Consider the following 13,046-nt stretch of genomic DNA (forward strand, 5'->3'; position numbering starts at 1 on the left):
AGCGTGACGCGCGTCACTCGAAGGCCCACTCTTCATGCAGACAACTTCCTAGCCGACCGTAGGAACACAAGGAGCAGGCACCATGACCAACCAGCTGGACTCGTCCTCACCACCGAACTCGCCACCCAAGAAGCGGGATCGCACCCACTGGCTGTACATCGCCGTCATCGTCGCCGTGTTCGCCGGCGTCGCGGTCGGCATCCTGGCTCCCAACGTTGGCAAGAGCGTCGGCGTGCTCGGCACCATGTTCGTCAGCCTGATCAAGATGATGATCGTGCCGGTCATCTTCTGCACCATCGTGCTCGGCATCGGCAAGGTGAAGGCGGCGGCCACCGTCGGGAAGGTCGGTGGCCTGGCGTTCGTCTACTTCCTGGCGATGTCGACCGTCGCGCTGGCCATCGGTCTGGTGGTCGGCAACCTGCTGAGCCCCGGCACCGGCCTGAACTTGCAGGCGACCTCGGACAAGGGTTCCAAGCTCGCCGAGACCGCGCACGAGGCCGGCGGCCTGATGGAGTTCATCCAGCACATCATCCCGACGTCGCTGCTGTCGTCGCTGACCGAGGGCAACGTGCTGCAGGCGCTGTTCATCGCGCTGCTCGTCGGCTTCGCACTATTGAGCATGGGCACGGCCGGCGAGGGCATCCTGCGGGGCATCGAAGCGGTGCAGAAGCTGGTGTTCAAGGTCCTTGCCATGATCCTGTGGCTCGCCCCGATCGGCGCCTTCGGCGCAATCGCCAACGTCGTCGGCCAGACCGGCTGGAGTGCGGTCACCCAGCTGCTGACCCTGATGCTGGGCTTCTACCTGACCTGCATCGTGTTCATCTTCGGCGTGCTGGGCGTGCTCCTGCGCGCCGTGGCGGGAGTGTCGATCTTCCGGCTGGTGCGCTACCTGGCCCGCGAGTACCTGCTGATCTTCGCCACCTCGTCCTCGGAGTCGGCGCTGCCCCGGCTGATCGCGAAGATGGAGCACCTCGGCGTCGAGAAGACGACCGTCGGCGTGGTGGTCCCGACCGGCTACTCGTTCAACCTCGACGGCACCGCGATCTACCTGACGATGGCGTCGCTGTTCGTCGCCGACGCCATGGGCAAGCCACTGGCCCTCGGTGAGCAGATCTCGCTGCTGGTGTTCATGATCGTCGCCAGCAAGGGTGCGGCCGGCGTCAGCGGCGCCGGACTGGCCACGCTTGCCGGCGGCCTGCAGAGCCACCGCCCCGACCTGCTCGACGGCGTCGGCCTGATCGTCGGCATCGACCGGTTCATGTCGGAGGCCCGCGCCGTCACCAACTTCTCCGGCAACGCGGTCGCCACGATGCTGGTGGGCTCCTGGACGAAGACCGTCGACCGCAACCAGGTGGACCGGGTGCTCAGCGGCAAGGACCCGTTCGACGAGCTGACCATGGTCGACGACCACGACTCCCGCGCCGAAGAACCGGTGCAGGCGAAGGTCCCTGCGTCGGCGTAGGGCGTGCCGAGGGAAGGGCCCGGTCGGATCACTCCGGCCGGGCCCTTCTGGGTTGGGCCGCTTCTGAATTGGGCCAGCTGTGAACCAACGGAAGGTCGGTCTCGTCTATGGGGTGACGGCCACGGTGGCCGTGCCCGACCAGAACGGATGCCGACGATGCGTGCAGTTCTACTGACCCTGATCACCCCGGCCGCCCTGGCCATCGGCCTGCTCGGCGGCCCCGCGAATGTCGCCTCGGCCGAATCGAGTTCGGCGATCGTCACGATCGGACAGCTGCAAGCCGAGGGATTCACCGTCAACGTCGACCGGGTGGGCAGCGCGCCCCTGTCGGCTTGCACCGTCACCAGTGTGCGCAATCCGCAGACCCAGACTCAGGTGGTGCCGATCAACGGGCGGGGGAACCGCAACGACTTCATCGAGGTGGTCACCAACCGCTCCATCACCGTGTCGCTGGACTGCTCCAGCCGGTGATGGTCAGCGCGTGCAGTCCAGCGAGACCGAGATGGTCTGGCTGGTCACCTGAGGGATCAGGACGCGATCGCCGTTGTTGCCTGGGCCGACGAAGGGCACCAGCTGCGAGACGCTCTGCGGGTTGCGCACGCTGGTGACCTGGCATTCGGAGATGGGAGCGGTGCCCAGCTTGTCGATGGTGACGGTGTAGCCCTCGGACTGCAGCCGGTTGATGGTCTCCTCGGCGGTTTCCGCCGAGGCGACGGTTGCCGACGCCAGGGCGGCTCCGCAGAATCCGATGGCCGCTGCGGCGACCGTCCACTTCGTGCGCATGAGGCGCCTTCCTGTCAGCTTGCTGCCAATCATCCACTACTCCGCGCGGCCATGGAACTCCCTACGGCAGTCGCCCGGTATGTCGCTCCGAAACACCATTTCGTTGCAGCTCGCCGAACCGCCATTTTCGGGCGGGTGCCGCCATTAGCATCGACGGCCATGCAGAGCACGATGCAGGACGTCCCGCTGACCGTCACGACGATCATGCGGTACGCCTGCGAGGTCAACGGCGACCGTACGGTGACGACTGCCATGGGCGACGGGCGATACCGCAGCACCAGCTACCGGGAACTCGGCGAACAGGTGGGCCGGCTGGCCAACGCCCTGCGCGGAATCGGCGTGACCGGAGACGACCGCGTCGGCACCTTCATGTGGAACAACGCCGAGCATCTCGCGGCGTACCTGGCCGTCCCGTCCATGGGCGCGGTGCTGCACACGCTCAACATCCGGCTGTCGGCCGAGCAGATCGCCTACATCGCCGACGAGGCCCAGGACACGGTGGTCATCGCGGACCTGTCGCTGACGGCGCAGCTTGCCCCGGTCCTACCGCTGCTGCGCACCGTGCACACGGTGATCGCGGTCGGGGCGGGTGACCTCGAGCCGTGGACGGCCTCGGGCAAGACCGTGCTGCGCTACGACGAGCTGCTGGCCGAGCAGTCACCGGAGTTCGCCTGGCCCGAACTCGTCGAAACTGACGCTGCGGCAATGTGTTACACCAGCGGCACGACGGGAAACCCGAAGGGTGTGGTCTACAGCCACCGGTCGAGCTACCTGCACGCGATGGCCACCTGCACCGCGAACACCCTCGGCATCGGTTTCGAGGACTCGGTGCTGCCGATCGTGCCGATGTTCCACGCCAACGCCTGGGGGCTGCCGTACGCGACGCTGATGGCCGGGGCCGATCTGGTGCTGACCGATCGCTTCCTCGACGCGGCGACGATCATCGACCTCATCGAGACCCAGCGCCCGACGGTGGCCGGTGCGGTGCCGACCATCTGGAACGACGTCATGCATACCCTCGATGCCGCACCGGGACATGACATCTCGTCACTGCGCCTGGTGTCCTGCGGCGGTTCCGCGGTGCCGGTGTCGCTGATGCAGGCGTTCGAGCAGAAGTTCGGCGTCCAGATCCGGCAACTGTGGGGGATGACGGAGACCTCGCCGGTGGCCACCATGGCGTGGCCGCCGCCGGGGTTGTCCGAGGAGGAGCACTGGAGTCTGCGTGCCACGCAGGGCAGGCCAATGTGCGGGGTGGAGGTACGCATCGTCGACGACGCGGGCAACCCACTTCCCAACGACGGCAAGGCCGTTGGCGAGCTCGAGGTGCGGGGGCCGTGGATCACCGGGTCCTACTACCAGAACCGCGACGAGGCCAAGTTCGACAGCGGCTGGCTCCGCACCGGAGACGTGGGACGCATCGACCCGCTGAGCTACGTCACCCTGACCGACCGGGCCAAGGACGTCATCAAGTCCGGCGGTGAGTGGATCTCCTCGGTGGATCTGGAGAATCACCTCATCGCCCACCCGGCGGTCCGGGAAGCCGCCGTGGTGGGGGTGCCCGACGAGCGCTGGGACGAGCGTCCGCTGGCCGCGGTGGTGCTGCACCAGGGCGCCACGGTCTCCCCGTCGGAGCTGCGAGAGTTCCTGGCGGACAAAGTCGTTCGCTGGTGGCTGCCAGAGCGGTGGGTGTTCATCGACGAGGTACCGCGCACCAGCGTCGGCAAGTACGACAAGAAGACGATCCGCGCCAGGCACGCCGACGGCGTCTACGACGTCGTCGAGGTGCGCTAGCGCTCGGCCCGCTGGTAGGCCGTGACGACGGCCGCGCCGCCGAGGCCGATGTTGTGCTGCAGGGCGGCGGTGACACCGTCGACCTGGCGCTTGTCGGCGGTGCCGCGGAGCTGCCAGGTCAGCTCGGCGCATTGCGCCAGGCCGGTGGCCCCCAGCGGATGTCCCTTGGAGATCAGGCCGCCCGACGGGTTGACCACCCAGCGGCCGCCGTAGGTGGTCGCGCCGTCGTCGATCAGCGCGGGCGCCTCGCCCTCACCGCACAGGCCCAGCGCCTCGTAGAGCAGTAGCTCGTTGGCCGAGAAGCAGTCGTGCAGCTCGATGACCTGGAAGTCCTCGGGGCCCAACCCCGACTGGTCGTAGACTTGCCTGGCGGCCTGGACGTTCATGTCGTAGCCAATGATGTTGGCCGCGCTGCCGTCGAAGGTGCTGGCGAAGTCGGTGGTCATGGCTTGCCCGACGATTTCGACGGCCTGCCCGGCAAGCCCGTGCTGGTCGACGAACTGCTCGCTGGCGACGATCGCGGCGCCGGAGCCGTCCGACGTCGGCGAGCACTGCAGCTTGGTCAGCGGATCGGAGATCATCTTGGCGCCGAGGACGTCCTCGAGGCTGTACTCGTCCTGGAACTGGGCGTATGGGTTGTTCACCGAGTGCTTGTGGTTCTTGTAGCCGATCTTGGCGAAGTGTTCTGCGGTGCTGCCGTACTTCTTCATGTGCTCACGGCCGGCGGCACCAAACATCCACGGCGCCACGGGAAACGCGAACTCGTCGATCTCGGCGAGCGCCTTGACGTGGTTGCCAAGCGGGGATTCGCGGTCCTGGGCGCCACCGCCGAGGGAACCCGGCTGCATCTTCTCGAACCCGAGCGCCATGACGCAGTCGGCAAGACCGCCTCGAATTGACTGCGCCGCGAGGTACAGCGCCGTCGACCCGGTCGAGCAATTGTTGTTCACGTTGACGATCGGGATGCCCGTCATGCCGAGCTCGTAGAGCGCGCGCTGCCCGGATGTGGAGTCACCCGAGCAGTACCCTACGAAGCCCTGCTCCACGGCGTCGTAGGAGATGCCTGCGTCCTGCAGCGCCTTGGTGCCCGACTCCTTGGCCATCTGGGGGTAGTCCCAGCCCTCGCGCCGTCCGGGCTTCTCGAACTTGGTCATCCCGACCCCGACGACGAATACCTTGTTGCCCCTGCTGGTCACGACTCATCCCTTCGCCACGCTGCGTTCCCTGCAACATAACAGCGCTGGCGCTCGCCCCGGCAGGAGTCGTCGTCAGCTGTAGTTCAGCCACCAGTCGTGCAGCTGGGACATGTCGCTGCTCTGGACGTCGGCCAGTAGCAGGTCGTCGTCCTGGGTCCAGATGATGTCGGCGTTGCCCTGATAGGTACCGCAGGCCACCGAGCCAGCGACGGCGTCGGGGGTGGACTTGTAGTGCCAGGTGGTCGGGGAGTCACCGTCGGCGCCGGGGCAGCGCAGCAACTCCTCGTCGTCGGCGATCGAGGAGGCGAACTGCTGAGCCAGCGTGTCCTTGTTCGCGAACAGCGAGTAGCGCGCGGCACCGGGACCGCCCGGCTGGGTGGACTGGCGGCAGTCGATCGTCGCCAGGGCGCCCGTGGCCGGGGGAACCGCCTTCTCGCACACGCTCGTCGGGTAACCCGGGGGGATGAGGGCCATCAGCTGGGCGTCGAAACCGCTGGGGTCGCCGGCTGCCGTCGTTGGAGTGGCACGGGTGGTCGACGGCCGCTGCCGGGCCGTGGACGTCTGCGTCGTGCTCGAGGCCGTGCTGCCCGTGCCGTCGGATCTGGTCAGCACGAAGATGCCGACGGCGCCGAGCAGCAGGATCAGGACCGCGGCGACCACGACGATGGGCACCCACGGAGTCTTCTTGCCGCCAGGGGCATTTGGGCCCGTAGGAGGTGGTCCCCACGCCGGGGAGCCGGGCGGAGGCGGCGGCGCCCCCGGATAGCCGTACTGGGGCGGGGCGGGCGGGAAGGGACCCGGCGCCGCGCCGTATGCCGCGGGGGCGCCTGCGTAGGGCGGCGGCGGGACACCGGGCGGGCCGTACGGCGAGGGCGGAACGGGCGTTGGCGCGGGCGTTGGCAACGGGGTCGGCATCGGGGTTGGCGCGGCCATGGTGGCACCCTGGTCGACGGATGTGCTGCCCGGCAGCGCCGCGGCCTGACCGCGCTGCAGGATCGTCGCGGCTTGGTCCTGGTCGCGGGGTGTGAGTGCTTCGGTGGCGGCAGCCGCCAGATCGCCTGCGGTGGCGAAGCGTTCGTCGGGTTTCTTGGCCATGCCGCGGGCGATCACGTCGTCGAACGCGGCGGGGATGCCGGGACGCGCCTGACTGGGCCGGGGGATCGGCTGCACGAGATGGGCGGTGATGACGACGCCGACGCTGTCACCCGCGTACGGCTGCGACCCAGCCAGGCACTCGTAGAGCACGCACGCCAGGGCGTAGACGTCGGCGCGGTAGGTGACCTCGTCACCGGAGAACCGCTCGGGCGCCATGTAGGCGTAGGTGCCGACCGCGGTGCCCAGCTCGGTCAGCTTCTCGTCGGTGGCGGCGTTGGCGATACCGAAGTCTACGAGGTAGGCGAAGTCGTCGCGGGTGATCAGGATGTTCTCGGGCTTGACGTCGCGGTGCACGAGGCCGCTCGCGTGCGCCGCGTCGATCGCCGAGGCCACCTGCCGCACGATCGCCACCGCCCGTGCCGGCGTCATCGGACCGAAGTTCTTCAACAGCTTGCGCAGATCGGTTCCGTCGATCATGCGCATGTCCACGTACAGCACGCCGTCGATCTCGCCGTAGTCGTGGATCGGCACGACGTGCGGCTCCTGTAGCCGTCCGGCCGAATGTGCCTCGCGCTGTAGTCGCTTGCGGAACACCGGGTCGTGCGAGACGTTCTCCGGCAGCAGTTTGAGGGCCACCACGCGGTCCTTGACGGTGTCCTGGGCCTCGTAGACCTCGCCCATCCCGCCCTTGCCGATCAGGCGCAGCAGGCGGTAGTGGCCGAACATCGTGCCCTCGCGCGGATTCGGCTCGCTCATCTAGATCTCCTCGTGCCAAATCTGCCCGGGTCCGGCATGCCAGGAGACACCTTAATGCCTGGTGGGAGCCGCTACCCGGAAAGTGCCGATGAAGTGGACGACGAGCCAGACGTCCGGCGCGGGCAATCGGGCAGTCGGGTGAGGTCCGGTGGTGTACATCTGAATGGAACGTGTTCTAGTTTTGTCGATTGCTCGGGACGAGGGGAGTGGCCGATGCCGTTACGCGTGGTGCAGTGGGCGACGGGTGGGGTCGGCATCGCTGCCATCAAGGGCGTGCTCGAGCATCCCGACCTGGAGCTGGCGGGTTGCTGGGTGCACTCGGAGGCCAAGAGCGGCAAGGACGTCGGCGACATCGTCGGATGTGGTCCGCTGGGCGTCGCCGCGACCAACGACGTCGACGAGATCCTGGCGCTGGACGCCGACGCCGTCCTGTACTCACCACTGCTTCCCGACGTCGACGAGGTGGCCGCCCTGCTGCGGTCGGGCAAGAACGTCGTCACCCCGGTCGGGTGGTTCTACCCGGGGGAGAAGGAGGGTGGGCCGCTGCGCGCGGCCGCGCTCGCGGGCGGGGTCACTCTGCATGGCACCGGCATCGCGCCCGGCGGCATCAGCGACAAGTTTCCGCTGATGATGTCGATCATGTCGACCGGCGTGAGATTCGTTCGTGCCGAGGAGTTCTCGGATCTGCGCACCTACGACGCGCCGGACGTATTGCGTTACGTGATGGGTTTCGGCGATACCCCAGAGAAGGCGCTGACTGGCCCGATGCAGAAGCTCCTCGACGGAGGTTTCAATCAGTCGGTGAAGATGATCGTCGACCAGATGGGGTTCGCCGCAGCTCCGGAGATCAGGTCCACCCAGGAGATCTCGCTGGCGACGGCCCCCATCGACACCCCGATGGGCGTCATCGACGCGGGCCAGGTGGCGGGCCGCAAGTTTCACTGGGAGGCCCTCGTCGGCGACGAGCCGGTGGTCCGGGTGACGGTGAACTGGTTCATGGGACAGGAGAACCTGGACCCGCCTTGGACTTTCGGTCCCGCCGGGGAGCGCTACGAGATGGAGGTCAAGGGCAACCCGGACTTCACCGTGACGGTCAAGGGCTTCCAGCCCGACAGCGTCGAGGAGGGGCTGGAGTCCAACGACGGCATCGTCGCCACCGCGGCGCACTGCGTGAACTCGGTGCCCGCCGTTTGCGCGGCCCCACCCGGCATCGCCACCTACCTGGACCTGCCGCTGATCAGTGGGAAGGCCGCCCCGGATCTGCGTTAGGGCTGCACCAGGATTCGGATCGGGTCGCCGGCGGCGGTCTCGAGCTTCTCGATGCCCTCGGCGACATTCTCCAGGGGCACGATCTCGCTGATCGAGCGCGAAAGGTCGAGTCGGCCGAGGGAGACGAGCGCGGCCAGCGTCCCGATGTCGGCGTTCTGGTAGCCGAGATGGCCGAGGACCTGGCGCTTGAGCAGGTTGAAGAAGGCCGTCGGACCGATGTTCGGGGTGTCGGCGCTCATGCCGACGCCCACCAGTCGACCGCCGACGGTCAGGCTGTTCAACGCCTGCTCGAAGGTCGAGGCGATGCCCACGGCGTCGAATGCCACGTCCAGGTTGCGTCCACCGGTGGCCTCGGAGATGTTGGCGGCCAGATCCGCGTCGCGGGCGTCGAAGGCGAAGTCGGCACCGACCGCCAGCGCGCGCTCCAGGATGGCGGGCTTGACGTCGACCGCGATGATGGGCGCCGCCCCGACCAGACGCGCGAGCTGCACCATGTGGGTCCCGAGGCCGCCGACTCCCCACACGCCAACGGATTCGCCGATGCCGACCTTGCCGGTGCGCACCACCGCGCCGTAGGGCGTCGATACCGCGTCGGCCAGGATGGCGGCTTGCTCCAGCGGCACGTTGTCCGGGACCCTGGTGAGCCCGAAGGCCTGGGCCACCGTGTACTCGGCCCAGGCTCCGTCGTAGGCGAAGGCCATCAACCGGATCCGCAGGCAGTTCGAGGCGTCGCCGCGCCGGCAGTTCACGCACTCCAGGCACGGCTTGCCCGCGGCCACGACGACGCGGTCACCCTCGGCCCATCCGGTGACGCCTGGCCCGAGCTTGGCGACGGTGCCCGAGGCCTCGTGCCCCTGGGTGACCACCGGCGCCTGCGCCGGAAAGGTCCCGTTGATCAGGCTGAGGTCCGAGTGGCAGATGCCGCAGAACGCCACCTTGACGAGCACCTCGCCGGGGCCGGGTTCGGGGATCGGAACGTCCTCGACGGCAATCGTCTTCGAGTCCGCGTAGAACCGCTGTGCCCGCATCGTGTCCGCCATTCCGATTCCTCTCGCCGCCGCGTGGTACCTGGGGGTACCATCGCCATCATGGCGCATCCCACGGTCGTCGAGCAATCACGGGCCATCCCCGTGACCCAAGAGGCCGCCTTCGCCGGCACCGCCCCGATCGAGCTGCCCACGCTGTTCGCTCGCTGGTATGGCCCCATCCCGCCGATCAAGGCGGTGCGGGAGCAGACCGGTGACTGGGACGCCGTTGGGCAGACCCGCACCGTCGTGCTGACGGGCGGCGGCAGCATGCGCGAGGAGCTCGTGTCCTACGACCCGCCGGCCTCCTTCGGCTACCGCCTGTCCGACGTCACGGGACCGCTGGCGCCGCTGGTGGATCACGTCGAGGGCCTGTGGACGTTCACGCCGGCCGGCACGGGAACCAGGGTGACGTGGCGCTGGACCATCCATCCCCGGACTGCCTTGGCCGCCCCGCTGCTGCCGGTATTCGGCAAGCTGTGGCTGGGCTATGCCCGCCAGTCACTCGAGGGGCTGTCGAACCAATTGGTCGGCTAGCTCAGGGAATTCGATAGAACGGGTTGGGAAGCAGATAGGTGCGTTCGGCGAAGCCACCGACGAGGTCCGACGGCTGATCGCCGAGGTTCGCGATGATCGTGTACCCCTGTGCCTCGATGTCGGCCCGCTGCGGAGCCTTGAAGTCCGCTGCCGAATCAAACTGGGCGCCAACGGGTTCCATGATCAGCCGGTCGTAATCCCGGTAGCCCGCGTCGGCCAGGTTCTGCTCGGTCGCGGCGCGCTGCGACTCATCCCGGCCGGTGATGAAGAAGACGTCCGCACCGGCGGACCTGGCGGCGGTGAAGACGTCCAGCGTCGGTTGGATCGGGGTCGCCTGTGCCCTGAGGTCCCACGCCCGCCACCCGCAGGGGCCCGCTGGCGGATCCGCGCAGGGGCCGTCGATGACGCGTCCGAAGTCGTTGGCCTCGATGGCCTTCCAGTTGGACAGGGCCGTCTCGTCGATGTCGAACACCACGGCGGGCCGCGCGGCACGCGGCGCCTCCTCGGCGATCCAGGCGGCAGCCGGAGCCGTGGTCAGCTGAAGGTCCGTCAGATACCCGCCGTCGTCGTAGTAGGCGGTGGCCGCAGTCTTCAGATCCCCGACGTTGGCGGGCTGCACCGGGGCCGGGACGATCGGCACCGTGGGAGCGGGTGGCTCCGCCGTCGCCATCGGCGCGGCACACGTCAACAGCACGACGGCGACGGGTGCGGCCAGCCAGCGGCGTCCGGTCATGGTGCAGAGACTACGTTTTGGCCGCTTCGGCGACCACGGGTGCTCGAGTCGCCGAATCGAGCCCAGGAGATCTCGCGATCATCGGCACGACGAACTTTCGGTGGTACTCGTTACCTGGCACACTTTGCAGCCGTGACCAAACGCGGACTCGTGCTGGCCGGCGGCGGATTGGCGGGCATTGCCTGGGAGATCGGCATCCTGCGGGGCATCGCCGACGAGGCCCCGCAGGTCGCCCGCGAGTTGCTCGACTCCGACGTCCTGCTCGGCACGTCCGCCGGGTCCACGGTCGCAGCCCAGATCGGCAGCGGCACTGCCCTCGAGGCGCTCTTCGACGCGCAGGTCTCCGGCGACGGCCATGAGATCGACCCAGGGGTGAGCATCGACGATCTGGTGGCGTTGCTTGCCACCGCCACGACGGGTGAGGACGACACCGGCGAACGGGTGCTGCAGCGAATCGGGGCGATCGCGGTGGCCGCCGACACGGTCACCGAGCCGGTACGGCGGGCGGTGATCGCGCATCGGCTGCCGAGCCGGGAGTGGCCAGACCGCGTACTGCGGGTGACGGCCATCGACGTGGCCACTGGTGAGCTGCTGGTGATCGACCGGGAGTCTGGCATCTCGCTGGTCGACGCGGTCGCGGCCAGCTGCGCGGTTCCAGGGGTGTGGCCGCCGGTGACGGTTGGTGTTCGACGGCTGATGGACGGCGGGGCCGGCAGCCTGGTGAACATGCCGGTGGCTTCGGACTGCGACGAAGTCGTGGTGCTGGTGCCCTCCAGCGAGACCGCGCCGTCGCCCTTCGGGAGCGGCGCGGCGGCCGAGATCGCCGCAGTCGGCGACGCCGCACTGGCGGTGTTCGCCGACGAGGCCTCGATCGAGGCGTTCGGGCCCAATCCCCTCGACCCGGCGTGCCGGGCTCCGTCGGCCACCGCCGGTCGGGAGCAGGGCCGCCGCGAGGCGGCGCGGGTCGCGCGGTTCCTACGCAGGTGACGAGCGCTTGACCAACGTGTCGAGTGCCGCAGCGGCGAGCTCCTGGCCGATCTCGATGACCTCCTCGGCGCGGTGGAACTCCAGGCTCCTGGCGGTGGTGCGCGGCACCTCGACGAGCAGATCCGGCGGGTAGGCGGCCAGCGTGTGGCGCATCAGCGCGCCCTGCGCGATGTCGATGGCGCGGTTCATCACCTCGAAGGCGCCCAGCTTGGGCACCGAGGACTCGGTGTGGTCATCGTGGTCGTCGGTCTCCACGCCGTCGTTGGCGAACCGGCTGAGCACCGTCCGCGCCGCGGGAGTGTCCAGCAACGTCCTCGCGGTGCTGGTGTCGAGCAAGGCCGTCGTGCTGCGCCACATCCGGTTCAGCAACTCGGCGGTGGGTCCCGGCTCGACGCCGCCGAGCGGCTTGGGCCGCTGGGGATCGTCGCCGCCGAGGCTGACGGCGATGGTGAGGTCGGCATTGACGGCGGCCAGCGGCGCCATTGGAAGGGGGTCGAGGATGCCGCCGTCGGCAAGCAGTCGGCCGTCGAGCAGGTGCGGTTTGATCACACCGGGAATCGAGATCGACGCCCGGATGGCCGCGTCGACGGGACCGCGCTGCAGCCACACCGATCTGCCGGAGATGAGGTCCGTCGCCACCCCCGTGTAAGGAATCGGGAGCTCCTCGATGACGGCCTCACCGAGGATCTCGCGTACCGCATCGAGGACCTTGTCGGCCCGGAGCACCCCGGCCGAGGTAAGGGACGGATCCAGGAGGCGCAGCACCGCACGCTGGGTCAGGGACGTGGCCCAGGCGGTGTAGTCGTCGAGCTTGCCTGCGGCCTCCAGCCCGCCGACCAGGGCCCCCATCGACGATCCGGAGATGCCGACGATCTCGTGCCCGCGCTCGCGAAGCTCGTTGATGACGCCGATGTGGGCATAGCCGCGAGCGCCACCGCTACCGAGACAAAGCGCAACCCGCATGGGTCCATTGTCGTCGCGTTACATCCGAGCCAAGACGGCAACCCGTGTCACATGATCGGAAGGGCTTCGTTCGACACCCGTTCTGCCTGGTGTGGAGTGTGACTGGCTAACAGCCGACCCTGGCGAAGAAGGCAGCGGCGATCAAGCCGATGATCAGCGCGACCGTGGGCTGGCCGCTGGACAGGGCCACGACGACGCCCATGATGGAGCCCACCAGGATGGCGAACAGCAGCAGGCCCATCAGGATCCGCATTCCATTGATCGAGCCACCGGCGGCGGGTGGCGCAGTCCGAGGGCGACTCAGCTTGCCGTCGTTCGGTTCGATCATGGGCCCTCCAAAAGTGATGAGGGACACATAATACCGAATATTGTGATGGAAACCACTAAACGTAGACGCGCTAAATTCCTACGCGCCTTTGGGGATTGGTCTCGACTTCGGCTACGCGTGA

Annotated in this window: 13 protein-coding genes; 6 read left to right on the forward strand and 7 right to left on the reverse strand. The window is 68.3% G+C overall.

Annotated elements, in window-relative coordinates; all coding sequences use genetic code 11:
• The first annotated feature begins 82 nt into the window (after window positions 1–82).
• Together SBI80_RS12790 and SBI80_RS12795 are read left to right on the forward strand one after the other, a co-directional pair.
• Entirely contained in the window at window positions 83–1,462 is a 1,380-nt protein-coding gene (locus SBI80_RS12790; RefSeq protein ID WP_318975052.1) for a cation:dicarboxylate symporter family transporter, read from the forward strand.
• A 156-nt stretch (window positions 1,463–1,618) separates the two neighbouring features.
• Complete coding sequence (locus tag SBI80_RS12795; protein ID WP_318975054.1) at window positions 1,619–1,933, forward strand: hypothetical protein; 315 nt, start codon at window positions 1,619–1,621, stop codon at window positions 1,931–1,933.
• Between the two features lie 3 nt (window positions 1,934–1,936).
• Here SBI80_RS12795 and SBI80_RS12800 read toward each other — a convergent pair whose 3' ends face one another.
• Window positions 1,937–2,245 (reverse strand): hypothetical protein, encoded by a 309-nt coding sequence (locus SBI80_RS12800; protein ID WP_318975056.1) that lies wholly within the window; start codon window positions 2,243–2,245, stop codon window positions 1,937–1,939.
• Between the two features lie 159 nt (window positions 2,246–2,404).
• Here SBI80_RS12800 and SBI80_RS12805 point away from each other — a divergent pair, with 159 nt between their 5' ends.
• Window positions 2,405–4,036: a fatty acid--CoA ligase gene (locus SBI80_RS12805; protein ID WP_318975058.1), complete on the forward strand. Its 1,632-nt coding sequence runs from the start codon at window positions 2,405–2,407 to the stop codon at window positions 4,034–4,036.
• Here the strand turns inward: SBI80_RS12805 and SBI80_RS12810 are convergent.
• Together SBI80_RS12810 and SBI80_RS12815 are read right to left on the reverse strand one after the other, a co-directional pair.
• Window positions 4,033–5,232 carry a lipid-transfer protein gene (locus SBI80_RS12810; protein ID WP_318975059.1) on the reverse strand — a complete coding sequence of 400 codons (1,200 nt, stop codon included), beginning with the start codon at window positions 5,230–5,232 and terminating at the stop codon, window positions 4,033–4,035. The genes SBI80_RS12805 and SBI80_RS12810 overlap by 4 nt on opposite strands.
• 72 nt (window positions 5,233–5,304) lie before the next feature.
• Entirely contained in the window at window positions 5,305–7,083 is a 1,779-nt protein-coding gene (locus SBI80_RS12815) for a serine/threonine-protein kinase (RefSeq protein WP_318975061.1), read from the reverse strand.
• 213 nt (window positions 7,084–7,296) lie between these two features.
• Here SBI80_RS12815 and SBI80_RS12820 point away from each other — a divergent pair, with 213 nt between their 5' ends.
• Window positions 7,297–8,352: an NAD(P)H-dependent amine dehydrogenase family protein gene (locus SBI80_RS12820; RefSeq protein WP_318975063.1), complete on the forward strand. Its 1,056-nt coding sequence runs from the start codon at window positions 7,297–7,299 to the stop codon at window positions 8,350–8,352.
• Here the strand turns inward: SBI80_RS12820 and SBI80_RS12825 are convergent.
• Window positions 8,349–9,392: a zinc-binding dehydrogenase gene (locus SBI80_RS12825; RefSeq protein WP_318975064.1), complete on the reverse strand. Its 1,044-nt coding sequence runs from the start codon at window positions 9,390–9,392 to the stop codon at window positions 8,349–8,351. The genes SBI80_RS12820 and SBI80_RS12825 overlap by 4 nt on opposite strands.
• Before the next feature lie 48 nt (window positions 9,393–9,440).
• Between SBI80_RS12825 and SBI80_RS12830 the strand changes: the two genes are divergently transcribed.
• A complete protein-coding gene (locus tag SBI80_RS12830; RefSeq protein WP_318975066.1) occupies window positions 9,441–9,914 on the forward strand; it encodes an SRPBCC family protein in 474 nt (157 codons plus the stop codon).
• Between the two features lies 1 nt (window position 9,915).
• Here the strand turns inward: SBI80_RS12830 and SBI80_RS12835 are convergent, their stop codons facing one another.
• Entirely contained in the window at window positions 9,916–10,647 is a 732-nt protein-coding gene (locus SBI80_RS12835) for an HAD family acid phosphatase (protein ID WP_318975067.1), read from the reverse strand.
• A 132-nt stretch (window positions 10,648–10,779) separates the two neighbouring features.
• Between SBI80_RS12835 and SBI80_RS12840 the strand changes: the two genes are divergently transcribed.
• Window positions 10,780–11,634, forward strand: a complete 855-nt coding sequence (locus tag SBI80_RS12840) for a patatin-like phospholipase family protein (protein ID WP_318975069.1) — start codon at window positions 10,780–10,782, stop codon at window positions 11,632–11,634.
• Here the strand turns inward: SBI80_RS12840 and SBI80_RS12845 are convergent.
• Together SBI80_RS12845 and SBI80_RS12850 are read right to left on the reverse strand one after the other, a co-directional pair.
• Window positions 11,623–12,597 (reverse strand): patatin-like phospholipase family protein, encoded by a 975-nt coding sequence (locus tag SBI80_RS12845; protein WP_318975071.1) that lies wholly within the window; start codon window positions 12,595–12,597, stop codon window positions 11,623–11,625. The genes SBI80_RS12840 and SBI80_RS12845 overlap by 12 nt on opposite strands.
• 106 nt (window positions 12,598–12,703) lie before the next feature.
• Window positions 12,704–12,925, reverse strand: a complete 222-nt coding sequence (locus SBI80_RS12850; protein ID WP_318975073.1) for a hypothetical protein — start codon at window positions 12,923–12,925, stop codon at window positions 12,704–12,706.
• Between the last annotated feature and the right edge of the window lie 121 nt (window positions 12,926–13,046).

Origin of the sequence: Mycolicibacterium sichuanense (assembly GCF_033741125.1) — a bacterium.
In the GTDB taxonomy this organism is placed as follows: domain Bacteria; phylum Actinomycetota; class Actinomycetes; order Mycobacteriales; family Mycobacteriaceae; genus Mycobacterium.